General features: G+C 62.0%; 22 protein-coding genes. 13 read left to right on the plus strand and 9 right to left on the minus strand.

The window, feature by feature from the left end:
• Positions 1-14: 14 nt before the first annotated feature.
• From SCLO_RS06200 to SCLO_RS06210, 3 genes are read left to right on the plus strand one after another with little or no spacing between them, the layout of a single operon-like run.
• Positions 15-2,012 (plus strand): TadE/TadG family type IV pilus assembly protein, encoded by a 1,998-nt coding sequence (locus SCLO_RS06200; RefSeq protein WP_066515642.1) that lies wholly within the window; start codon positions 15-17, stop codon positions 2,010-2,012.
• Positions 2,009-2,614: a TadE/TadG family type IV pilus assembly protein gene (locus tag SCLO_RS06205; RefSeq protein ID WP_066515641.1), complete on the plus strand. Its 606-nt coding sequence runs from the start codon at positions 2,009-2,011 to the stop codon at positions 2,612-2,614. Before SCLO_RS06200 ends, SCLO_RS06205 begins: the two co-directional genes overlap by 4 nt.
• Before the next feature lie 11 nt (positions 2,615-2,625).
• Positions 2,626-3,369, plus strand: a complete 744-nt coding sequence (locus SCLO_RS06210) for a TadE family protein (RefSeq protein WP_123905454.1) — start codon at positions 2,626-2,628, stop codon at positions 3,367-3,369.
• A 28-nt stretch (positions 3,370-3,397) separates the two neighbouring features.
• Here the strand turns inward: SCLO_RS06210 and SCLO_RS06215 are convergent, their stop codons facing one another.
• The 4 genes from SCLO_RS06215 to eno form a co-directional block, all read right to left on the minus strand.
• Positions 3,398-4,786: a pyruvate dehydrogenase complex E1 component subunit beta gene (locus SCLO_RS06215; protein WP_066515639.1), complete on the minus strand. Its 1,389-nt coding sequence runs from the start codon at positions 4,784-4,786 to the stop codon at positions 3,398-3,400.
• Positions 4,786-5,862 carry a pyruvate dehydrogenase (acetyl-transferring) E1 component subunit alpha gene (gene pdhA, locus SCLO_RS06220; RefSeq protein WP_066515637.1) on the minus strand — a complete coding sequence of 359 codons (1,077 nt, stop codon included), beginning with the start codon at positions 5,860-5,862 and terminating at the stop codon, positions 4,786-4,788. Before pdhA ends, SCLO_RS06215 begins: the two co-directional genes overlap by 1 nt.
• Before the next feature lie 99 nt (positions 5,863-5,961).
• Complete coding sequence (locus SCLO_RS06225; RefSeq protein WP_066515636.1) at positions 5,962-6,273, minus strand: FtsB family cell division protein; 312 nt, start codon at positions 6,271-6,273, stop codon at positions 5,962-5,964.
• A 77-nt stretch (positions 6,274-6,350) separates the two neighbouring features.
• Complete coding sequence (gene eno / locus SCLO_RS06230) at positions 6,351-7,625, minus strand: phosphopyruvate hydratase (RefSeq protein WP_066515736.1); 1,275 nt, start codon at positions 7,623-7,625, stop codon at positions 6,351-6,353.
• A gap of 223 nt (positions 7,626-7,848) precedes the next feature.
• On the opposite strand from eno, the gene SCLO_RS06235 reads away from it, so the two are divergent.
• From SCLO_RS06235 to SCLO_RS06255, 5 genes are all read left to right on the plus strand, one after another.
• Entirely contained in the window at positions 7,849-8,466 is a 618-nt protein-coding gene (locus SCLO_RS06235) for a hypothetical protein (protein WP_066515635.1), read from the plus strand.
• Between the two features lie 28 nt (positions 8,467-8,494).
• On the plus strand, positions 8,495-8,869 hold the full coding sequence (locus tag SCLO_RS06240; RefSeq protein ID WP_066515633.1) for a hypothetical protein: 375 nt from the start codon (positions 8,495-8,497) through the stop codon (positions 8,867-8,869).
• The gene (locus tag SCLO_RS06245) at positions 8,866-9,168 is read left to right on the plus strand and encodes a hypothetical protein (protein ID WP_066515631.1); all 303 of its coding nucleotides are present in this window, start codon (positions 8,866-8,868) and stop codon (positions 9,166-9,168) included. Before SCLO_RS06240 ends, SCLO_RS06245 begins: the two co-directional genes overlap by 4 nt.
• Positions 9,161-9,802, plus strand: a complete 642-nt coding sequence (locus SCLO_RS06250; RefSeq protein ID WP_066515630.1) for a DUF883 family protein — start codon at positions 9,161-9,163, stop codon at positions 9,800-9,802. The genes SCLO_RS06245 and SCLO_RS06250 overlap by 8 nt, the downstream gene beginning before the upstream one ends.
• A 98-nt stretch (positions 9,803-9,900) precedes the next feature.
• Positions 9,901-10,125, plus strand: a complete 225-nt coding sequence (locus SCLO_RS06255) for a DUF4170 domain-containing protein (protein WP_066515628.1) — start codon at positions 9,901-9,903, stop codon at positions 10,123-10,125.
• Positions 10,126-10,274: 149 nt separating this feature from the next.
• On the opposite strand, the gene SCLO_RS06260 is transcribed toward SCLO_RS06255, so the two are convergent.
• From SCLO_RS06260 to carA, 5 genes are all read right to left on the minus strand, one after another.
• Positions 10,275-10,913, minus strand: a complete 639-nt coding sequence (locus tag SCLO_RS06260) for a rhomboid family intramembrane serine protease (protein WP_066515624.1) — start codon at positions 10,911-10,913, stop codon at positions 10,275-10,277.
• A gap of 25 nt (positions 10,914-10,938) precedes the next feature.
• On the minus strand, positions 10,939-11,415 hold the full coding sequence (greA, locus tag SCLO_RS06265; RefSeq protein ID WP_066515622.1) for a transcription elongation factor GreA: 477 nt from the start codon (positions 11,413-11,415) through the stop codon (positions 10,939-10,941).
• Positions 11,416-11,496: 81 nt separating this feature from the next.
• Positions 11,497-14,832 (minus strand): carbamoyl-phosphate synthase large subunit, encoded by a 3,336-nt coding sequence (gene carB / locus SCLO_RS06270; RefSeq protein ID WP_066515617.1) that lies wholly within the window; start codon positions 14,830-14,832, stop codon positions 11,497-11,499.
• On the minus strand, positions 14,832-15,284 hold the full coding sequence (locus SCLO_RS22855) for a hypothetical protein (RefSeq protein WP_123905455.1): 453 nt from the start codon (positions 15,282-15,284) through the stop codon (positions 14,832-14,834). The genes carB and SCLO_RS22855 overlap by 1 nt, the downstream gene beginning before the upstream one ends.
• Positions 15,284-16,447: a glutamine-hydrolyzing carbamoyl-phosphate synthase small subunit gene (gene carA, locus SCLO_RS06275; protein ID WP_066515733.1), complete on the minus strand. Its 1,164-nt coding sequence runs from the start codon at positions 16,445-16,447 to the stop codon at positions 15,284-15,286. The genes SCLO_RS22855 and carA overlap by 1 nt, the downstream gene beginning before the upstream one ends.
• A 224-nt stretch (positions 16,448-16,671) precedes the next feature.
• Between carA and SCLO_RS06280 the strand changes: the two genes are divergently transcribed.
• The 5 genes from SCLO_RS06280 to SCLO_RS06305 all read left to right on the plus strand — a co-directional run bounded on the left by SCLO_RS06280 (position 16,672) and on the right by SCLO_RS06305 (position 23,824).
• Complete coding sequence (locus SCLO_RS06280) at positions 16,672-17,124, plus strand: GatB/YqeY domain-containing protein (RefSeq protein WP_066515615.1); 453 nt, start codon at positions 16,672-16,674, stop codon at positions 17,122-17,124.
• A 333-nt stretch (positions 17,125-17,457) separates the two neighbouring features.
• Positions 17,458-19,335: a DNA primase gene (dnaG, locus tag SCLO_RS06290; RefSeq protein WP_066515614.1), complete on the plus strand. Its 1,878-nt coding sequence runs from the start codon at positions 17,458-17,460 to the stop codon at positions 19,333-19,335.
• 43 nt (positions 19,336-19,378) lie between these two features.
• Complete coding sequence (rpoD, locus tag SCLO_RS06295; protein ID WP_066515609.1) at positions 19,379-21,424, plus strand: RNA polymerase sigma factor RpoD; 2,046 nt, start codon at positions 19,379-19,381, stop codon at positions 21,422-21,424.
• A 331-nt stretch (positions 21,425-21,755) separates the two neighbouring features.
• Positions 21,756-22,604, plus strand: a complete 849-nt coding sequence (locus tag SCLO_RS06300) for a DUF817 domain-containing protein (RefSeq protein ID WP_066515607.1) — start codon at positions 21,756-21,758, stop codon at positions 22,602-22,604.
• Between the two features lie 44 nt (positions 22,605-22,648).
• Positions 22,649-23,824, plus strand: coding sequence for a vWA domain-containing protein (locus tag SCLO_RS06305; protein ID WP_066515606.1), 1,176 nt, complete (start codon positions 22,649-22,651; stop codon positions 23,822-23,824).
• Positions 23,825-23,829 lie beyond the last annotated feature (5 nt).

The following is a 23,829-nucleotide window of genomic DNA, read 5'->3' on the forward strand; positions in this document are numbered from 1 at the left end:
GGTGATGTACGGTGATGAGCAAAAAAGCATTCCATTCCGCGAGCTTTCTTGGCCGGTTGCGGCGCGATGCGTCGGGCAATACGCTGGCGATCGTCGCGGCGGCGATCATTCCCCTGTCGGCCATGATCGGGGGCAGCATCGACATCAGCCGCCTCTACCTCACCAAGACGCGCCTGCAACAGGCTTGCGATGCAGGCGCGCTGGCGGGGCGCAAGGATATGTCGGGCATCACATGGACCGACGCGAACAAGACCGTCGCGGAGCAATTCTTCCGGCTCAATTTCCCTGAGGGCCGTTATGGGACGGGCACGTCCAGCATCGATTTCACGGCGTCCAGCGCGGGGGCCGTGACGGGCGCCGCAGTCGCCGACGTGCCCATGACGCTGATGTCGCTGTTCAACATGCCGACCCGCACGATCCACGCGGAATGCACGGCGGACCTGCAATTGCCGAACACCGACGTGATGTTCGTGCTCGACACCACGCTGTCGATGAACGACGCCAATCCAGGCGACAGCCAAAGCCGGATCGTGGCATTGCGCGAGGCCGTCAGCAGCTTCTACACCCAACTGCAACAGGTCAAGCCTGCGGGCAGCCATATCCGCTATGGGTTCGTCCCCTATTCCGGAACGGTCAATGTCGGCATGTTGCTGAAACGGGATTGGATTGTGGATAGCTGGACTTATGATTCCCGCGAGGCCAACGGCACCACACAAAGTGGAGGGGATGGAGTTGAGCCCGACACAACCACCAGTTCATCGACAAAAAAAATCAAAGGAAACACTACGTCGTCGACCGCTCCAGGCTTAGCTGAAAAATGTACGGGACCGACCCAATCAAATGACTATAGTGAAGGCAAATGGTCGGATTGGTCCGCTTGGACTCCATCCGACAATGCATTACCACGATCTCACTCTCGACAAAGAACCCGTGTCGGCACGACTTATTCCTATAAGCTTAACAATGGCGTATGCACGATAACATCTACGACATATAGTTCAGATTATGTCGAAGAACAGACAGAAACAATCAAAAAAAATCCAAATGCCGGAAAACCAAAAGGCACGACGACTAACTATAATTGGTCCTACAAGGCTATCTCCTATCCCCTGACATCCTTAAAAGGCACAGGGGATGGCAATGAACTGGTCAGTGGAGGCAGTTTCGAAGCCCAAGTGGAAGATAAGCACCAAATGCGCCCGATTACATGGACTGAAAGCAATGCCTGCATCGAGGAACGCAAGACTCGTCGAACCAGTGAGGGCGAGGATACTCCACGCAATGATATGGATGTTGACCTCGTTCCAGACAAAGACCACTCCGACACTCAATGGCGGCCTTTTCTGCCTGGATTGGTTTATGGTCGAAATAATACGAGTTTCACCGCGACAGGTTCATGGAAATATACGACTGATGCCCCAACTAATACGGCCACTAATTATCTGACCCCTTTCAAATCTCCCGATGAATATGGAGCTTGCCCTTCCCCAGCGCGAAAACTGGCGGAAATCGATGATGCGTCAACGCTCACGACCTATCTGAGCACACTTAAACCCAAGGGTTTCACCTATCATGACATCGGCTTCCTCTGGGGCTTGCGCCTGATGTCGCGCGATGGCATCTTTAGGGAAGAAAACCGGGCGGCCGAAGCTACCGGCAGAGTTGCACGCCATCTGATCTTCATGACAGACGGCGATACCGACACTCGCATCGGCGCCTATGACGCATGGGGCCTATCAGCGATAGACCGCCGCCGCACACCCATCGGATCGATCCCCACGAACATTGCGCAGAACGCCATCACCGAAGATCGGCTCCGAACGCTGTGCACGCTGGCGAAGAACGACAAGAACATCACCGTATGGGTCATCGCATTTGGCACCGATCTCACCACCCTGCTCAGCGATTGCGCCTCGCCCGGCCGCGCCTATCAGGCGGACAATGCCAGCCAGTTGACCGCAACCTTCTCGCAGATCGCGTCGCAGATCGCGCAGTTGCGGGTCACGAGATGATGGTGCATCGTCCGCTTCCTTCTTCCCGCCTGCGGACGGACGAACGGGGCGTCACGGCGCTGGAATTCGCCCTCGTCTCGCCCGTGCTGCTGATGATGCTGATGTTCCTGTTCGACACCGGCTATTATCTCTATGCCAAGGCGATCCTGGCGGGCGAAGTGAACGCGGCGGGCCGCGCTTCCACGCTGGAAACGGCGACGGACGAACTGCGCGACACGCTCGACGCGCAGGTCAGCACCGCGGTCGAGCGGCTGGTGCCCAACGGCCATATGGAATTCCAGCGCATGGCCTATAAATCCTACGGCCGGGCCCAGGCGAAAGCGGAGGACTTTGTCGACGCGAACAATAATGGCGTATGCGACAATGGCGAAAGCTTCGACGATGCCAACCGCAACGGCACGCGCGATCTAGACTCCGGCGTCAGCGGCGGCGGCGGGGCGAAGGATGTGACGGTCTATACGGCCACGCTCCGTTATGACCGCCTCTTCCCCCTCAATGGATTCCTGGGCGTGGGCAGAGAGGTCACCATGTCCTCCTCCACCCTGCTGCGCAACCAGCCTTTCGACAAGCAGGCTGAGCCGCTGATCGGTACATGCCCATGAGGACCGCCCCGATGCCAGTCCCATTTCGCGCCATCCATTCCGGCCCGGCCGGTTGGCTTCATCGCCAGGGAAACCGCCTGCGCGACAGGCTTCGCCGTCTCGGCCGCGACCGAAGCGGGCTGGCCCTGGTGGAGTTCGCCCTGTCGCTGCCGATCCTGCTGATCCTCACGTCATCCGGGCTGGAACTCGCCAATTACGTCATCACCACCAAGCGGATCGGCGAGATTGCCGTGCTGATCGCCGATAACGCCTCGCGCATGGGTGCGCAGAGCGCCATCAACAACCGCCCGATCAGCGAAGCGGAAATCAATGACGTGTTCATCGGCGCGGACATGCAGGGAAGCGGACTGAACCTCGCCACGCAGAGCCGGATCATCCTGTCCAGCCTCCAGCAGAATGAGGAAGGCGGCCAATGGATCAAATGGCAACGCTGTTTCGGCACTTTGCCGCATCCGTCATCCTATGGCGATGAGGACGAGGGCAGAACCGGCACCAGTTTTCTCGGCATGGGTCCCCCGAACAGCCGCGTGACGGCAGCGCCGAACAGCGCCGTGATGGTCGTGGAAATCAGCTATCGTTATCAGCGGATCATTCCGCTGATCGCTTTGCCGCTGAACGACATTTCCGAAGTGGCGGCTTTCAACGTGCGCGACAGCCGCGACCTGACGGAAATCTACAACACCGAAAATGTGACGCCGTCCACCTGCGGCACCCCCGCGGCAGAGCAGGAGGAGGCGGAAGAGGGGGAGGGATGACCCATCATGTCACCCCTCCCCCCGCCCGTCAGTTCCGGTAGCTCACTTTCTTCACCGCTTCGACCACGCGTTCCGCGTCGATCAGGGCAGCTTTTTCAAGGTTGGCGGCATAGGGTAGCGGAACATCCTCATTGGTGACGCGCAACACCGGCGCGTCGAGGTCGTCAAAGCCCTGTTCCATCACCACCGCCGCGATTTCCGATGCGATGGAGCAGACCGGCCAGCCTTCCTCGACCACCACCAGACGATTGGTCTTCTTCAGGCTTTCCAGAACCGTCGCGGTATCGAGCGGGCGCAGCGTCCGCAGGTCGATGACCTCCGCGTCGATGCCCTCTTGCGCCAGCGTCTCCGCCGCTTCCAGCGCGACCCCGACGCCGATGGAATAGCTCACCAGCGTCACGTCCTTGCCCGGCCGCACGATCCGCGCCTTGCCGATAGGCAGGACATAATCGTCCACCTTGGGCACGTCGAAGCTGCGGCCATAGACCAGTTCATTTTCCAGGAACACGACCGGATCGTCCGATCGGATCGCCGCTTTCAGCAGCCCCTTGGCATCCGCCGCGTCATAGGGCGCGATCACGATCAGCCCTGGCACCGCCGCATACCAGGGGCCATAATTCTGGCTGTGTTGCGCCGCCACCCGGCTCGCTGCGCCATTGGGACCGCGGAAGACGATGGGGCAGCGCATCTGGCCGCCGGACATGTAGTTGGTCTTCGCGGCCGAGTTGATGATGTGGTCGATGGCCTGCATGGCGAAGTTGAACGTCATAAACTCGACAATGGGCTTCAGTCCCCCCATCGCCGCGCCCGCGCCAACGCCCGCAAAACCATATTCGGTGATCGGCGTGTCGATGACCCGCTTGTCGCCAAATTCCTCCAGCAGGCCCTGCGTGACCTTGTAGGCGCCTTGATATTCGGCAACTTCCTCGCCCATCACGAAAACGCGCTCGTCGGCGCGCATTTCTTCCGCCATTGCGTCCCGCAGCGCCTCGCGCACGGTCGTCTTCACATATACCGTGCCTTCGGGCAGGTCGGGATCGGCGACGGTCGCCTTCGCTTCCGACGCCAGCTTGGCGGTGCCGCTTTCCGCCTTCTTCGGCGCTTCGGGAGTCGCTTCGGGCTTGGCGGGCGGCGCACCTTCCTCCGCCTTGGGAGCAGGCTCCGCGCTCTCGCCACCCTCGCCCGCCATCTCCGCGATCACGGTGCCGACCTTCACGCCCTCGGTCCCTTCAGCCACGACGATCTTGCCGATCTTGCCTTCGTCGACCGCTTCGAATTCCATCGTCGCCTTGTCCGTCTCGATCTCGGCCAATATGTCGCCGGATCGCACCTCGTCGCCTTCCTTCACCAGCCATTTGGCCAGCGTGCCTTCCTCCATGGTCGGCGACAGCGCCGGCATCTTGATTTCGATACCCATCAATATTGCTCCACCAGCACGTCGGTATAGAGTTCGGACAATTCCGGTTCGGGCGAGCTTTCCGCGAAGTCCGCCGCATCGCTGACGATCTTGCGGATGTCCTGATCGATCTTCTTGAGCTCCTCCTCGCTGATGCCGGCGGCTTCCAGATGCTTCTTCGCGCCCTCGATGGGATCGGACTTCTCGCGCATCTCCTGTACTTCCTCCCGCGAGCGATATTTGGCCGGGTCGGACATGGAGTGGCCACGATAGCGATAGGTCTTCATTTCCAGCAGGATCGGACCGTTGCCGTCCTTCACCCATTTGAGCGCCTCTTCGGTCGCGCCGCGCACGGCCAGCACGTCCATGCCGTTCACCTGAAGCCCCGGAATACGGAAGCTCTCGCCCCGCCGGTAAAGCTGGTCCTCGGCGGACGAGCGGTTGACGCTGGTGCCCATCGCATATTGATTGTTCTCGATCACGAAGATGATCGGCAGCTTCCACAGCTCGGCCATGTTGAAGCTTTCATAGACCTGCCCCTGATTGGCCGCGCCGTCGCCGAAATAGGCGACGCACACGCCGCCGTCGCCCTTATATTTATGCGCGAAGCCCAAGCCCGCGCCCAACGACACCTGCGCGCCGACGATGCCATGGCCGCCGTAGAATTTATGATCGACGCTGAACATGTGCATCGACCCGCCCTTGCCCCTGGAGATGCCCGCTTCGCGGCCGGTCAGTTCCGCCATGATCAGCTTGGGATCGATACCATAGGCAAGCATGTGACCATGGTCGCGATAGCCGGTGATGACGCTGTCCTTGCCTGGCTCCAGCGCCGACTGGATGCCGACGGCGACCGCTTCCTGCCCGATATAGAGGTGGCAGAAACCGCCGATGAACCCCAGCCCGTAAAGCTGGCCGGCCTTTTCCTCGAACCGGCGAATGAGGACCATCTGCCGATAGAATTCCAGCAATTCCTCCTGGCTCGCCTTGTAATCGGCGGGCGCTTCGGGTCGGAGCCGGTTATGATCAGCCCCAGCCGGGGCTACCGCTTTCTTCGTTCTGGCGCGGGCAGGACGCGGCGTTGTTGGTTTCGCCAAGGCTTATATCCTTTTGCGTGGGGGTATATGGAAGGAAGGCCCGATATAGCGGCAGGAAGCACCGGATTGCAACGGCGCAAGCTACAGGGAGAACGCAAATTAGTTCAGGGGAACGACCACTTCATCGTGGTGGATGACGCCCAACTGGCGGCGGATCAGTTCGTCACTCAGGTCCGGGTCGACGCGACGCGGATCGAGCAGGTCGACACGGTTGCGAAGCTCCTGCCGATGCGCCTCCACCTGCTTCAACTGGACACGCGCCTCACGCAACTGGCGGGTATAGTCACCCCACGCCAGAACGCCGTTGGACCCCAGCACGACATAGCCCGCGAACAGGATGAGCAGCAGCACCGCGATCGCCGGACCAAAGGCTGAAAAGAGGAGGAGACGAAGTTTCGCGATGTGCGCCATGATCCTGATGAATCACAGGAATCAGCGGGCCGCAAGCAAAAAAGAACGCGACTTGCGGCCAACCGAATAAAAGCGCCTCAGCGGAAGATGGACCGTCCCGCAAAGACCGCCACATCGCCCAGTTCCTCCTCGATGCGGATGAGCTGGTTATATTTGGCGAGCCGGTCGGAGCGCGCCAGCGAGCCGGTCTTGATCTGCCCGCAATTGGTGGCGACGGCGAGATCGGCGATGGTCGCGTCCTCCGTCTCGCCCGAACGGTGCGACATGACAGCGGTATAGCGCGCGCGGTGCGCCATATCGACGGCCGCCAGAGTCTCGGTCAGCGTGCCGATCTGGTTCACCTTCACCAGCAGAGAATTGGCGAGGCCCTTGCCGATGCCCATGGACAGGCGCGCGGGATTGGTGACGAACAGGTCGTCGCCGACCAGCTGGACCTTGGCGCCGATCTTGTCCGTCATGGCTTTCCAGCCTTCGAAATCGTCCTCGCTCATGCCATCCTCGATCGACTTGATCGGATAGTCGTTGCAGAGCGCGGCCAGATAGTCCGCCATTTCGACGGGGCTGAGGGACAGGCCCTCGCCCGAAATCTCATATTTGCCGTCCTTGAAGAACTCGGTCGCGGCGCAGTCCAGCGCCAGCACCACGTCATCGCCCGGCGTATAACCCGCCTTCTCGACCGACTGCATGATGAAATCGAGCGCATCGCGGGTCGAAGCGAGGTTCGGCGCGAAGCCGCCCTCGTCACCGACCGCCGTCGCCAGCCCCTTGTCATGCAGACCTTTCTTCAGCGTATGGAAGATCTCCGACCCGATCCGCACCGCATCGGCGATGCTTTCCGCGCCGACCGGCATCACCATGAACTCCTGGAAGTCGATGGGATTGTCGGCATGTTCACCGCCGTTGATGATGTTCATCATCGGCACCGGCAGGACATGCGCGCTGACGCCGCCGACATAGCGATAGAGCGGCAGCCCCCGCGCATCCGCCGCCGCCTTCGCCGTGGCGAGGCTGACGCCCAGGATCGCGTTCGCGCCCAGGCGGCTCTTGTTCTCCGTGCCGTCGAGCGCGATCATCGCTGCGTCGACCTCCGCCTGATCCTCCGCATCGAGACCGATGACCTGTTCGGCAATCTCGTCATTCACGGCGGCGACGGCGGCAAGCACGCCCTTGCCCAGATATTTGCTCTTGTCGCCGTCGCGCTTCTCGACCGCTTCATAAGCGCCCGTCGAAGCACCCGAAGGCACGGCGGCGCGGCCGAAGCTGCCATCTTCCAGCATCACGTCGACTTCAACGGTGGGATTGCCCCGGCTGTCGAGAATCTGGCGGGCGTGGATGTCGAGAATGGCGGTCATGGTCGCTCCTGAAATGCTGTGCGGCGGCTTTTCGCGCACCGCTTAGCCAGCGGCCGCCATCTTTGCAATGCGGGGGGTTGCAACGGCGGCAAAAATGCCGATGCTCGAAAAGGTAACGGCAACGGAACTACAGGCGGCCGCCGCGCATTAGCACGAAAACGGCATTTTCCGCCTGACGATCCGGACACGTCCAACAGCCTGATGCAAAGGGAGACAATCGACCATGGCCGACACCCCCGAAACGCCCGCCAAGACAAGCCCGAAAACCGCCGCCAAGTCCCCCAAGGCGAAACCGGTCAAGGCTCCGGGCGCCCGTGCGGCCACCGCCAAGGCCGCCGCGCCGGTCAAGAATGCCGCCACGCACAAGGCGCCCGCCGCCAAGGCCAAGAGCGGCACTTCAAAGGGCCTGAGCGGACAGATCGCACCTATCAAGGCGCAAGCGGAGAAAGCGGCGAAGAGCGCCAAGGACAAGCTGAACGCCGTGGATTGGAAAGCGCATATCGACCCGCTCAAGGAGCAAGCTGGCAAGACCGCCCGCTCTGCCGCGACCATGGCCAAGGACCAGACGGGATCGGCGATGCAGGGCCTTGCCAAGTTGATCTCCGAAACGGCCGGCACCGTGGATGCGAAGCTCGGCCCGCAATATGGCGACTATGCCCGGCAGGCCGCCGAATCGTTCGCCAGCGCCGCCAACACGCTCGACAGCAAGGATGTCGATCAACTCATGACCGAAGCGCGCGATTTCGTGCGCAAGAGTCCGGCGGTCGCGATCGGCGCGGCGGCGGTGGTGGGCTTCGTGCTGATGCGGCTTGCCAAGGGGTCGTCGGACGACGAGGCCTGAGCGGGGCCGTAACAGGGCGGAGAAGGCATTGACCCAGGAACCGGGGGAAACGGTGGAAACGCCGCAGACCGATGGGCGGGACGAGTCCGTCCGCGACAGCATCGCGCGCCTTTATGCCGATGGCCGCGCCTATGCCGAGGCGGAGGTCGAACGGCAGAAGCTGCGCGCAGGCCTCGCCGCAGCGGGTGTCCGGGACGCCGCCATATTGGGCGGCCTGGCGCTGATGTTGCTGTTTGGCGTGATCGTCGCCGGGCTCGTCGGCCTGATCTTCGGCCTTGCCCCGATGCTCGGCCCACTGGGCGCGACAGGCGCGGTGCTGGGCGGAACGCTGTTGGTCGTCCTGCTCCTGCTGCTGCTGGCGAAGGCGCGGATCGGGCGCATGAAAAGGGCGATGAAGCCATGAGCCACGAAACAGCCTATCGTGCCGCCGTCGAACAGGCCGAGGAAAAGAAGGCGCGGTTCTTCCTGTCCGCGCAAGCCGCAAAGGCCCGCGTCGCTCCTGCCCGCCTGAAACAGGATGCGAAGGATCAACTGACCTCATTTGCCATGGATGGGGTCGTCAAGGTGCGTCAGCATCCGGTCGCCGCAGGAGCTGGACTGGCGGCCTTCACGCTCTATCTCGCCCGGCGGCCGCTGGCGGCACTTTTCCGCCGCCTGCACGTTCGTCTGAGAAATCGCAACACGGAGAATGAAGATGGCTGATATCCGCGCTCAACTCACCCGCGTTCGCGAGGCGGCGAACGACATCGCCGAAAACGCGACCGACCGCCTGCGCGACACGCGTGACAGCGCCAGCGAAGTCTACGCGTCCTCGCGCGAACGGGCGGAGGCGGCTTATGCCGATGCCCGCGACCGTACGCAAAAGGCCGCCACCCGCGCCAATGAGATCATTCAGGACCATCCCGTCACCGCCGTCGCCGGAGCGGTCGCCGTCGGCGCGCTGGTGGCATGGATGTTCCCGAAAAGCCGCAAGATGATGAAGGCGCTTCCCGCCATGGCTGTCACCGTAGGGGAGCGTGTCCTGGAGGCTGCGGCCACCGCCCGCAACGCCGCGTCCGATAATGCGGACACCGCGAAGGAAAACGCGACCAGCGCCCTGCTGACAGCAAGGGACAACGCCAGCGAAGTCTTTCACACGGTGAAGGAAAATGCAGGCGAAGCGCTGCAAAGTGCTCGGGAAAACGCAGCGCAACTTGCCGCCCATGCGCGTGAAAGCGCCGCCGCGGCGGATTTGCCGGCGAAGGCGTCACGTCTCGCCGATGAGGCGATCGCCCTCATCGCCGCGAAGGCCGATGCCTTCAGCGAGGCGCTCAAGGCCCGATTGCCGAAACGGTAATCGCCTTGACCCGAAACGCAAGCGGCCGTCCCCGGCTTTCCCTTGGAGGCGATGGCGGCCGCTGCTAGGAACCCGCCCAAATCCCTAAGGAGAAAGTCATGAGCAAGCTGCACCTTGTGATGGGCGGTCGCGTCAAGAATCCCCAGACGCTGGAATTCGATGACCTCGGCGCCATTGATGTCGTCGGCGTGTTCCCCGATTACACCAGCGCCGAAAAGGCATGGCGCGGCGCGGCTCAGCGCACCGTCGATGACGCGGAAATGCGCTATGTGATCGTGCACCTGCACCGCCTGCTGGAACCGGAATTGCCCAAGATGCAATGAGGGCTTTACGAATAGCGGCTTTGGGCGGAACAGGGATAGTCCTTTTCGCCCCAAGCTTATAGAAGGACTATCTTCCTTCCGGCACCCTGCAAGGGAAACAAGCGGCTCGGATCATTCCGCCAGATGGCTTCCGAGATTCAACCCAGCTATCAATTCACGGCTTGAGGCCGTTTCCTGAACCGCCACCGCAACAGGGGCCGGGTAAGCGCCAAGCCCGCAAGGAAGCCTCCGATATGCGCGGCCACCGCGATCCGGCCCAGATCGCCGATCCCGCCCGCTGTCGCGACCCCGATCATCAGCTGGATCGCGATCCAGCCCGCCGCAAGCCACAGCACCCGCACCAGATTGGCCGATAGCGGTCCAATCCGCCGCACATTCTGCTGGCTGTAGAGCAGCGAATAGGTCGCTATGATGGCGGAGATCGCTCCACTCGCCCCGACCATCGGGGAGGTGGAGCCGGGATCGACCGCCCACTGCACCAGCGTCGCGCCATAGGCGCCGCCGACATAGAGGATCAGCGTTCCCCAGCGGCCCAGCACATGCTCCACCTGCCGCCCACAGAAAACCAGCATCAGCAGATTGAAGCCGATATGCAGCCATCCCGCATGAATCAGCGTGCAACTGAGCGGCGTCAATCCCGCCGGCACCGCCCACATACCGTCGAGAAGATGGGAATCGCCGATCCGGGCGGGGATAAAGCCGCCCATGATCGCGGCATTGTCCACCTGCTTCGTCAGGTACGACAGCAGGAATGCGGCGAAAGTGACCGCCGCAATTCCATCGGTCATGCGCCCGATCGGCAGTCTCACGGGATCAGACGAACGCGATCTTGTCGATCAGGTAGAATTTGTCGCCCGCCGGGACAGACACTTCCACCTCATCTCCGACTTCCCGGCCAATCAGTGCACGGCCCAGCGGGCTGTTATAGGAAATCATGCCCGCCTTGGCATCCGCCTCGGCCTGCCCCACGATCTGATACTGGACCGGCTTTTCGTCCTCGTCCAGCAGCGTCACCGTCGCGCCGAAGATCACCTTGTCCCCCGACAGGGTCTTGGGATCGATCACCTGCGCGCGGGACAGCTTGTCTTCCAGATCGGCGATGGTAGCTTCGACCTGGCCCTGCCGTTCCTTGGCCGCATGATATTCGGCATTTTCCGACAGGTCGCCATGCGCGCGCGCTTCTTCGATCGCATCCACGATCAGAGGCCGCTCAGCCTTCAACTCGCGAAGCTGCGCCGTGAGCTTGTCATAGCCCATTTGAAGCATCGGCATCTTCTCGACGGTCGCCATTATTGCAAATCCTTCGTCAAAACTTCCCTCTGGCGGCTCCATGGTCGAGGCCACCCGCAGCGTGTTCCTTCATGCAGGGGGTCAGGCTTGCGGCCTTGGATAATAGGACTGGAGCGACCGCACTTCAAGGGCATGGCCACGCAGCGCCTCGATTGCGTCCGCCGCCGCGACGCTCGCTGCCGCCGTGGTGAAGATCGCGACCTTTTGCCGCAGGGCGCTGGTGCGGATCGCCTTGCTGTCCTTCAGAGACTGCCAACCTTCGGTTGTGTTGAAGATCAGGTCCACGCCGCCATCGGTGATGCGGTCGACGATGTGGGGGCGGCCCTGCGCCACCTTGTTCACCGTTTCGACCGGGATGCCGTTTTCTTCCAAAAAGCGCGTGGTGCCGCCCGTGGCGATGATCCGGAACCCCATTTCCACCAGCTTGCGCGCCGCAGGCAGGATCACCGGCTTGTCACTGTCCTTCAAGGAAATGAACACCGTCCCTTGCATGGGCAGCACCGTGCCGCCGCCCAATTGCGACTTGGCGAAGGCGGTTGCGAAATCGCTATCGATTCCCATGACTTCGCCCGTGCTCTTCATTTCCGGTGAGAGCACCGGATCGACGCCGGGGAAACGCGCGAAGGGGAACACCGCTTCCTTGACCGCTATGTGAGAAATCGCATTGCGGTCGATCTTCGGCAGGTCTTTCAGCTTCTCGCCCGCCATCACGCGGCTGGCGATCTTGGCGATGGGCGTACCGATCGCCTTGGCGACGAAGGGCACCGTGCGGCTGGCGCGCGGGTTGACCTCGATCAGATAGACGGTTCCGTCCTTCACCGCGAACTGGATGTTCATGAGGCCCCGGACATGCAGCGCGCGGGCCAGCACATCGGCCTGTCGCTCGATCTCCGCGATGACGGCATCGGGCAGGCTGTAGGGCGGCAGCGAGCAGGCGCTGTCGCCCGAATGAACGCCCGCCTCCTCGATATGCTGGAGCACGCCCGCGACCACCACATCGTCGCCGTCGCACAGCGCATCCACGTCCACCTCCGTCGCGTCGCGCAGATACTGGTCGATCAGCACCGGCGAGTCGCCCGACACCTGAACGGCGGTGGTGATATATTCCTCCAACTGCGCCTGACCGTCGACGATCTCCATCGCCCGGCCGCCCAGCACATAGGAAGGCCGCATCAGCACCGGATAGCCGATGCGGTTGGCGACCGCGATGGCCTCTTCCCGGCTGCGGGCGATGCCGTTGGCGGGCTGCCTGAGCTTGAGCTTGTCGATCAGCGCCGCGAACCGCTCGCGGTCCTCGGCGAGGTCGATGGCGTCGGGCGAAGTGCCCAGGATCGGGATGCCCGCATCCTCCAGCGCCTGCGCGAGTTTCAGCGGCGTCTGGCCGCCGAACTGCACGATGACGCCGGCCAGCATCCCGTTCGACATCTCGACATTCAGGATTTCCAGCACGTCCTCAGCCGTCAGCGGCTCGAAATAGAGGCGGTCGGACGTGTCATAGTCGGTCGACACGGTTTCCGGATTGCAGTTGATCATGATCGTCTCATAACCCGCCTCCGACAGCGCGAAACAGGCATGGACACAGCAATAGTCGAACTCGATCCCCTGCCCGATCCGGTTCGGCCCGCCGCCCAGAATGACGACCTTCTTGCGGTCAGTCGGCTGCGCCTCATTCTCCGCCTCGCCGAAGATCGGCGCTTCATAGGTGGAATACATATAGGGCGTCTTCGCCTCGAACTCGGCGGCGCAGGTGTCGATCCGCTTGAAGACCGGACGCACCCCCAGCTTGTGGCGCAGGCCGCGCACTTCGTCCTCGGTGACGCCACCGGTCATGGCGACCACCGCATCATGGATCAGTCCGGAGCCGCGCGCGATGCCCCGCTCCATGCCGCGCAAATTCGCGGATTTGAGCGCCAGCCACGCCAGCCGCTTGTCGGAAAAGCCCATGGACTTGAGGCGCCGCATCCCGTCCGCATCCTGCGGCAGACCGTTTGCCAGCACTTCGGCTTCGGCGTCGATGATCTCCTTGATCCGTTCGAGAAACCACGGATCGAACTTGGCGATCGCATGGATTTCCGCGACGGTGAGGCCCTCCCGCAGGGCCTGCGCCGCGACCAGCAGCCGGTCGGGCGTCGGCTGGGCGAGCGCGGCGATGATGTCGTCCTTGGGCGCGCCTTCCAGATGTTCGACATCGTTGAAGCCGCAGAGGCCGGTTTCCAGCCCGCGCAGCGCCTTCTGCATGGACTCATGGATGTTGCGGCCAATGGCCATCACCTCGCCTACCGACTTCATCGCGGTGCCGAGCAGCGGTTCGCTCCCCTTGAACTTCTCGAAGGCGAAGCGCGGGATCTTGGTCACCACATAGTCGATGGTCGGCTCGAAGCTCGCGGGCGTCGCGCCGGTAATATCGTTCTCGATCTCGTCCAGCGTGTAGCCGACCGCCAGCTTCGCCGCGACCTTGGCGATGGGGAAACCCGTCGCCTTCGAGGCCAACGCGGAAGAACGTGACACGCGCGGGTTCATCTCAATGACGATCAGACGCCCGTCCTTGGGATTGACTGCGAACTGTACGTTGGAACCACCTGTTTCCACGCCGATTTCACGCAGGACCGCGATGCTCGCGTTCCGCATGATCTGATATTCCTTGTCGGTCAGCGTCAGCGCGGGCGCGACGGTGATGGAGTCGCCGGTATGGACGCCCATCGGATCGACATTCTCGATCGAACAGATGATGATGGCATTGTCGTTGCGATCCCGCACGACCTCCATCTCATATTCCTTCCAGCCGAGCAGCGATTCCTCGATCAGTACCTCGGTCGTGGGCGACGCGTCGAGGCCCGCCTCCACGATCTGCCTGAACTCATCCTTGTTATAGGCGACGCCGCCGCCCGTGCCGCCCAGCGTGAAGCTCGGCCGGATGATGGAAGGAAGCCCGGTGAACTCAAGAGCTTCCAGCGCCTCTTCCATCGTATGCGCGATGCGCGAACGGGCAGATTCGAGGCCGATCTTGTCCATCGCGTCGCGGAATTTCAGGCGGTCCTCCGCCTTGTCGATGGCCTCGGCATCCGCGCCGATCATCTTGACGCCATATTTTTCCAGCGTGCCGTCGTTGAACAGCGCCAGCGCGGTATTGAGCGCCGTCTGCCCGCCCATGGTGGGGAGCACCGCGTCGGGCCGTTCCTTCTCGATGATCTTCGCCACGATTTCGGGCGTGATCGGCTCGACATAGGTGGCGTCGGCGAACTCCGGGTCGGTCATGATCGTCGCCGGGTTGGAGTTCACCAGGATGATGCGATAGCCCTCTTCCTTGAGCGCCTTCACCGCCTGCGTGCCCGAATAGTCGAACTCGCACGCCTGACCAATGATGATCGGCCCCGCGCCGATGATGAGGATGGAGGAGATGTCGGTGCGTTTGGGCATTAGTTTGCGAGCTCTTCAATCAGAATCGCCCAGTCGTCGGGCAAAATTTGCGATGTTTGAAAGGCGAAATCAGCGCGAACCCTAAACAAGTTATTGAACGGCTGGCCATTCTTGAATGACGGCAATTTCGCCTTCGCTTGCTCAATCGTCATGCGAGCATGAGGGTTACCTAATGGTTTGATCCTGAAAGGAAGAACCCATTTTTCCGGCCAAATATGGGCCACTTCCGCGTTTTCGTCCGGCTTTGAGTGAACAATAAAAGGGACCGTAAGCGCTTTATCTTCGCTGCTGTATAAAATCCCCAACGCACCCACTGGCATTTTACGGGCTTTTGTTCTCCGTCCCTTTTCCTGCGGGCTACCGGCTTCCATCCTCGAAACCGCCCAAGTCTTTGAACCAACACCCGCCCAGATGTTAGTTAGAGTCGAAGAGGCAAAGACATAGATGTCCATCACCGCAACCCCTCCACAAACCGCTGGAACAGATAGAAGCTGTCCTGCGGCCCCGGTGAGGCTTCGGGGTGGTACTGAACCGAAAAGGCCTTTTTGTCCGTCAGTTCGATGCCGCAATTGCTACCGTCGAAGAGCGACACATGGGTCGGCTTCGCATTGGCGGGTAGCGTGTCGGTGTCGACCGCGAAGCCGTGGTTCATGCTGGTGATTTCGACAAGGCCGTCCTCCAGCCGCTTGACCGGATGGTTCGCGCCACGATGGCCCTGATGCATCTTGACCGTCTTCGCACCCACGGCCAGTCCCAGCAACTGATGGCCAAGACAGATGCCGAAGATCGGCAGGTCCGCCTCCAGCGCCTGCCGGATCACCGGCACCGCATATTCACCGGTCGCGGCGGGATCGCCCGGACCGTTGGAAAGGAACAGGCCGTCGGGCTTCTGCTCCATGAGCTGTTCGAAGCTCGCGGTGGCGGGCAGCACGGTGACGCGCGCGCCAGCCTTCACCAGATTGCGGAAGATGTTGTTCTTCGCGCCATAGTCGATGGCGACGACATGGGGCCGCTCGTCCCCCGCCTCGCCCACGCCATAGCCGAAGCCCAGACGCCAGATGCCATCCTTCCACAAGCGGCTTTCCTGGCCCGTCACTTCGACGGCGAGGTCCATGCCTTCGAGGCCCGGCCAGCTTGCCGCCTTCTCCGCGAGGGCGGCGAGATCGAACCGGCCTTCGGGATTATGGGCGATCACGACATTGGGGGCGCCCTTCAGCCGGATCATCCGCGTCAGCGCGCGGGTATCGACGCCCGCAAGGCCGATGCGGCCATTTTGCTTCATCCACTGGTCGAAGGGTTCGACGTTGCGGAAATTGCTGGGCTCGGTCACGTCCTGCCGCACGATGCAGCCCAGTGCATGGGGGCTGTCCGCCTCCACATCATCGAGGTTCGTGCCGACATTGCCGATATGGGGAAAGGTGAAATTGATGATCTGCCCGGCATAGCTGGGATCGGTCATGATCTCCTGATAGCCGGTGATGGAGGTGTTGAAGCAAAGCTCTCCCACCGCTTCGCCGACCGCGCCGAAGCCGCGTCCGAACACTGCGGAGCCATCGGCGAAAACCAATACCCCCGTCGCTCCGTTCGGGATGTAGCCTGATGATGACTTGCTCATCATCAGGCGGTCCGTTCCGAACTGCCAAAACCAATAACGCGCACGGTCAGGGATTTGGCGTCGGCCATGGCTTGCTGAGTCCTTCTTATGCTTTTGCGGGGTCCCGTCTGCGGCGGGTTAAACGGCCGGTCACCTATGCCGCCACGCCGTTGCGGTCAACTCCTGTTAAAAATCTCTTTTCGCATTATATCTGTCTCTTTCCCAAGAACAGGATTCATATCGCCATGATTCGCGAGCAGCTAAAGAGCGCCCAGGTCGAAGCCATGAAGGGCGGCGACAAGGAGCGCCTGGCCGCCGTGCGGCTGATCCTCGCCAAGCTCAAGGATCGCGACATCGAATTGCGGACCGCCAGCAATGTTCCCGACGACGACGCGGTGGTGGTCGAGGTGTTGCAGAAGATGGCCAAGCAGCGCCGCGAATCGATCGAGATGTTCAGGAATGGCGGCCGCGACGAACTGGCCGCGAAGGAAGAGGCCGAACTCGCCGTGATCGACAGCTTCCTTCCCGCGCAACTGAGCGAGGATGAGACGAAGGCCGCGATCGAGGGCATCAAGGCCGAAGTCGGCGCGTCGAGCGTCAAGGACATGGGGAAGGTGATGGCGGTGTTGAAGGAACGCCATGGCTCCGTGATCGACATGAGCAAGGCCAGCGGGCTGGTGAAGGCGGCTTTGGGGTAAGAGCGCAGAGAGCTACCACCCCCCGTTCGTTTCGAGCGAAGTCGAGAAACGCCCCGCATAGCCCCGATCCCATGACAATGCTCGACTCGAACCGGCGTTCAGGCATAATCCGCCCATGGCTTTCTGGACCTACATGTTGAGATGCTCCGATGGCCGCTATTATACCGGCCATATCGTTGACAACTGGTCGCTTGTTTCGCATTTTGCGAAGCCCCCGCGCGAGCGTTTCTCGACTTCGCTCGAAACGAACGGAGGTGGGGAGACAGAAACGGGGATGGATGGGGGTAGGACCATCTCCTCCCCCGCCCCCTCCCGCAAGCGGGAGGGGAGCCATTGAGCCTTACCCCCGCCTTTCTTGACGAACTTCGCGCGCGCACGTCGCTGTCGACGCTGATCGGCCGCACGGTAAAAGTGCAGAAGGCGGGCCGCGAATATAAGGCCTGCTGCCCTTTCCATAATGAAAAGACGCCCAGTTTCACGATCAATGACGAAAAGGGCTTCTACCATTGCTTCGGCTGTGGCGCGCATGGCGATGCGATCCGCTGGATGACGGATCAGCGCGGCCTGCCCTTCATGGAGGCGGTGAAGGAACTGGCGCAGGCGGCAGGCATGGAGGTCCCCGCCCCCGACCCCCGCGCCGCTCGCCGCGCCGAACAGGCCAAAGGGCTGCATGACGCCATGGCGGCGGCCCAGAGCTTCTTCGAGGAGCAACTCGGCGGCATCGACGGCGCGGAGGCCCGCGCCTATCTCCAGCGCCGGGGCATCACGGACGCGACCCGGCGCGCTTTCGGTTTCGGCTATTCCCCGGATTCGCGCGGCAGGCTCAAGACCGCGCTCAAGGATTTCGGCGATCCGATGCTGGTCGAGGCGGGGCTGCTGATCGACCCGGATGGCGAGCGGGAATCCTACGACCGTTTCCGGGGTCGCCTGATGCTCCCCATCCGTGACATTCGCGGCCGGGTGATCGCGTTCGGAGGCCGGATATTGGGTCAGGGCGAGCCCAAATATCTCAACTCCCCCGACACGCCGCTCTTCGACAAGGGCCGCACGCTCTACAATATCGACCGCGCTTCCCCCGCCAGCCGCCAGACGGGCCGCATCATCGTGGTCGAAGGCTATATGGATGTGATCGCGCTGGCGCAGGCCGGTTTCGCCGAAGCCGTCGCCCCCCTTGGCACCGCGCTTACAGAGTATCAGATCGAGCGATTGTGGAAGATGGCGGACGTGCCGGTCCTCTGCTTCGACGGCGACTCGGCGGGGCAGAAGGCGGCGATCCGCGCCGCCACCCGCGCCCTGCCCCTGCTGCGCCCGGGCATGAGCCTTGCCTTCGCGACCCTGCCTGTGGGGCAGGACCCGGACGACCTCATCCGCGCCGAAGGTTCCGCCGCCATGGAAGCGGTGCTGGAACGCGCGCAGCCGCTGGTGGAGCGCCTCTGGAGCCATGAACATGGCGCCGCCCCGCTCGACACGCCGGAACAGCGCGCCGCGCTCAAACAGCGCCTCTCCGCCCTCACCGACGCCATTACCCATCCCGATGTGCGCGCCCATTATGTGCAGGCGTTCCGTGAGCGTTACGATGCCCTGTTCTTCGCCCGCCGCCCGGCTTTCGCCGCCGGGCCGCGCCATAATCCGCGAGGCGCGGGCGGCAACTGGCAGCGCGACCGGCGCGGTAACTGGAAACCCCCGCTTCCACCCGCCGGAACCGAAGCCCGCGCCATCGGCGAAAGCGGCATGGAACAGCGCCTTCTGCGCGCGATCCTGGCCAGTTTGCTGCGTCATCCCGAACAGATCGCGTTCCACCGCGAAAGCCTTGCGAGCCTCCAGATCGCCGACTCCGCGCTCGCGCAATTGCTCGATGCGATGATCGCCGCGTCATTCCGCAAAGAAACAGTTGAAACGAAGGGCCTCCTTACCATATTGGGGCAAGGTGAAGTGTATAATATGGCGAAGGGGATGCTCCGGGCCGACACGTTCACATTCACCCCTCACAGAGTGACAGCCGACCCTGATCGCGTGGCGCGCGATCTGGACGAGGCGATTCGGGTGATGGCGCAGGGACCGGAGCTTGAGGCGGCGTTGGCGGAGGCCACGAAAAGGGCAAGGGAAGACCTGAGCGAGGAAACCTTTGCCGAGCAGCAACGGGTTCATCGTCTGAAGATGGACCATGATCGCCGCTTGGCGGAACTGGCGCAGTCCGAAGACATTATCTGATTTGGATCGGTTCCCCCGGAACCGATGGAGTTAAGGCGAGTAAATGGCGACCAAAGCGAACGGCAAGGCTTCAGGTGAGGATACGGATACGGGCGACGCGCCGCTGCTGGATCTGAACGAGGCATCGGTCAAGAAGCTGATCGCCCGCGCGAAGAAGCGCGGCTACATCACCTATGACGAACTGAACGACGCCCTGCCGCAGGACCAGATGTCCTCCGAGCAGATCGAGGACATCATGTCCGCGCTCAACGAAATGGGCGTCAACATCGTCGAGAACGAGGAAGCCGGGGAAGACGGCGACGACCAGCGCGACGATGACGGCGACGATAGCACCGATTCGAGCGAGGATGAGGATGGCGCGCCCCGGCTCGTCACCGAAAAGAAGAAGGAAACCGTCGATCGCACCGACGATCCGGTCCGCATGTACCTGCGCGAGATGGGCGCGGTGGAACTGCTCTCGCGCGAGGGCGAGATCGCCATCGCCAAGCGGATCGAGGCGGGCCGCGACACGATGATCCTGGGGCTTTGCGAAAGCCCCACGACCTTCAACGCGATCATCGAATGGTCGACTGCCCTCAACAATGGCGAGATGCAGCTTCGCGAGATTCTTGATCTCGACGCCATGCTGTCGAAGGACCCGGCTCCGGAAAATCTGGAGGAAGGGGCAGAGGACGATGACGGTGAAATCAGCGAGAAGACCGCTGGCCCCAGCTTCAAGGAAGAGGAAGAGCCGGAAGAGGAGCCCGCCGATTCCGACGAGGATGAGGACGGCCTGACCGAACGCCGATCCCGCCGGGTGGAAGAGGAAGAGGAGGAAGACAACACCCTCTCCCTCGCCCAGATGGAAGAGACTTTGAAGCCGATGGCGCTGGAGAAGTTCGCGACCATCACGGAGATTTTCCGCACCTTCTCCAACGCGCAGGCCGCGCGCATGACCGCGATGGCCAGCGGCGAAAGCCTCAGTCAGAAGGCGGAGGACAGCTATCAGGAATTGCGCGAGCAACTGACGGCCGAGGTCGAAAGCGTCCAGTTTCACCAGCAGAAGATCGAATATCTGGTCGACCAGCTCTATGCCTATAACCGGCGCCTCACCGCCCTGGGCGGGCAGATGCTGCGTCTGGCCGAGCGGCACAAGGTCAGCCGCAAGGATTTCCTCGATCGCTATGTCAATCATGAGCTGGATGACGGCTGGCTCGACAAGGTGAGCGGCCTCGATAAGAAATGGGCTGCCTTCGCGGCCGCCGAAGGGCGCGCGGTCGACCGCATCCGCAACGAGGTGGGCGAGATCGCGCAGGCGACCGGCATGTCTCTGAGCGAGTTCCGCCGCATCGTGAACATGGTGCAGAAGGGCGAGCGCGAAGCGCGCATCGCGAAGAAGGAAATGGTGGAGGCGAACCTGCGCCTCGTCATCTCCATCGCTAAAAAATATACGAACCGTGGCCTGCAATTCCTTGATCTTATTCAGGAAGGCAATATCGGCCTGATGAAAGCAGTCGATAAGTTCGAGTATCGCCGGGGCTACAAGTTCAGCACCTATGCGACTTGGTGGATCAGGCAGGCGATCACGCGTTCCATCGCGGATCAGGCCCGCACTATCCGCATCCCGGTCCATATGATCGAAACGATCAACAAGCTGGTCCGCACGTCCCGCCAGTTCCTGCACGAACAGGGCCGCGAGCCGACGCCGGAGGAAATGGCCGAACGCCTCTCCATGCCGCTGGAGAAAGTCCGCAAGGTCATGAAGATCGCGAAGGAGCCGATCTCCCTTGAAACGCCGATCGGCGACGAGGAGGATTCGCACCTGGGCGACTTCATCGAGGACAAGAACGCCATCATCCCGGTGGACGCCGCGATTCAGGCCAACCTCAAGGAAACCGTGACGCGGGTTCTGGCCTCGCTCACCCCGCGCGAGGAGCGCGTGCTGCGGATGCGCTTCGGCATCGGCATGAACACCGATCACACGCTGGAGGAAGTGGGCCAGCAGTTCAGCGTGACCCGTGAACGCATCCGCCAGATCGAGGCAAAGGCGCTGCGCAAGCTCAAGCACCCCTCGCGCTCGCGCAAGATGCGGAGTTTCCTCGACCAATAAACGGTCGTCCGGAACGGAATACGGAAAAGGCGGCCTAGATGGCCGCCTTTTCTTTGGATGCTGTTTGCCCCCCTATCAATGGTTAGCGGACTGTCTGCTTCCAACATGGCCCGTTCGGGCTGAGCTTGTCGAAGGGCCGCCTGAGCGAAGTCGAAGACTCTGCACCTCACTTCGTTCGGTAGAAGGCTTCGACAAGCTTAGTCCGAACGAAGTGGGGAGCGGTAATAGATACCCAAAACCCGCCATTACAGACCATGATATTACCCGCTCCATAAATCGCCTCACTCTCGGATATCTTTCCCACTGTCCCATCCCGCGCTAGACCCGCCGCATGACCCTTCCGACGGGCGCGACCCGCTTTGCGCGCATCCGCGCCCATCTCGAATCCGTCCGTGTCGCGGCGGGACCGCGCGCATGGATCTATGAGTTCCTGCTCTTTGGCTTCAAACAGGGCTGGGCCTGCCTGTTCGGCGGCCTCATGCTCGCGTTGCTGCTTGGCACGCATTTTTTCTATCCGGCCCATGCCTCCCTCCACCGCTATGACTTCCTGACGCTCGCCGCACTCGCCATTCAGATCGCGATGCTCGCCCTGCGCCTCGAAACCGTGCGGGAGGCACTGGTGATCTGCGCCTTCCACGTCGTCGGCACGATCATGGAATTGTTCAAGACCAACGCGGGATCGTGGATATACCCCGAACAGAGCTTCCTCCACATCGGCGCCGTGCCGCTTTTCTCCGGTTTCATGTACGCGGCAGTCGGCAGCTATATCGCCCGCATCTGGCGCATATTCGACTTCTCCTTCAGCCGCTATCCGCCCGTCTGGACCACGGCGCTGCTGGCGGGTGCGATCTATGTCAATTTCTTCGCCCATCACTGGCTGCCCGACATCCGCCTTGCCCTGTTCGCCTGCGCCATTCTGCTCTTCATCCGCACGACGATCTGGTTCACGCCATGGCATGAGCCGCGCAGGATGCCGCTGCTGCTGGGCTTCTTCCTCGTCGCGCTGTTCATCTGGTTCGCGGAGAATATCGGGACCTTCGCCAACGCCTGGACCTATCCCGACCAGCGCGATGGCTGGCAGATGGTCAGCATCGCCAAGCTCGGCTCCTGGTATCTGCTGATGATCATCTCCTTCGTGCTCGTCTCCCTCATCCACGGCGTCCGTCGCAGGCCCGGCTGAAAAGCCCGCTTGCATCCCGGCGCACGCTGCCCGACAAGCGCCCGATGCTGCTCAACTTCCTAGACGCCCTGCGCGCCGCCGGCATTCCCGCCAGCATCAAGGAACATCTTCTGCTTCTGGAAGCGCTGGACCGTGACGTCATCGAACGCCGTCCCGAAGACTTCTATTATCTCGCCCGCGCCACCTATGTGAAGGACGAGGGACTGCTCGACCGTTTCGATCAGGTTTTCGCCCAGGTGTTCAAGGGCGTTCTCGGCGCCAAAGGCGTCGAGGCGGAAATTCCGGAGGAATGGCTGCGCCTGGTCGCGGAGAAATTCCTGTCGCCCGAGGAGATGGAAAAGATCAAGTCGCTGGGCGACTGGGACGAAATCATGGAGACGCTCAAGAAGCGCCTCGAAGAACAGAAAGAGCGCCATCAGGGCGGCAACAAGTGGATCGGCACCGGCGGCACCTCTCCCTTCGGCCATGGCGGCTACAATCCCGAGGGCGTGCGGATCGGCGGGGAAAGCCGCCACAAGCGCGCCATCAAGGTCTGGGAAAAGCGCGAGTTTCAGAATCTCGACAACAGCAAGGAACTGGGCACGCGCAACATCAAGGTGGCGTTGCGCCGCCTGCGCCGCTTCGCCCGCGAAGGCGCGGCGGACGAACTGGACCTCGATGAAACCGTCCGCGGCACCGCGCGGCAGGGCTGGCTCGACATCCGCATGCGGCCGGAACGGCACAATGCGGTGAAGCTATTGCTTTTCCTCGACGTCGGCGGATCGATGGACCCCTATATCAAGCTCTGCGAGGAGCTGTTTTCCGCCGCGACCGGCGAATTCAAGAATATGGAGTTCTTCTACTTCCACAACTGCCTCTACGAATCGGTGTGGAAGAACAACCTGCGCCGTTTTACGGAGCGGACGCCCACATGGGACATCCTGCACAAATATGGGCATGATTATAAGGTGATCTTCGTCGGCGACGCAGCGATGAGTCCCTATGAAATCACCCATCCGGGCGGTTCGGTCGAACATATGAATGCGGAATCCGGAGCGGTGTGGATGCAGCGCGTCACCCACACCTATCCCGCCGCCGTCTGGCTTAACCCGATGGAGCGCAGCCATTGGGCCTATAATCAATCGACGAAGATCATGCGGCAATTGATGAACGACCGCATGTATCCCCTGACCATAGAGGGTATCGACGAAGCGATGCGCGAACTCACCCGCAAGCGTTAGGCGCG

Origin of the sequence: Sphingobium cloacae (genome assembly GCF_002355855.1) — a bacterium.
GTDB classification, from domain to species: domain Bacteria; phylum Pseudomonadota; class Alphaproteobacteria; order Sphingomonadales; family Sphingomonadaceae; genus Sphingobium; species Sphingobium cloacae.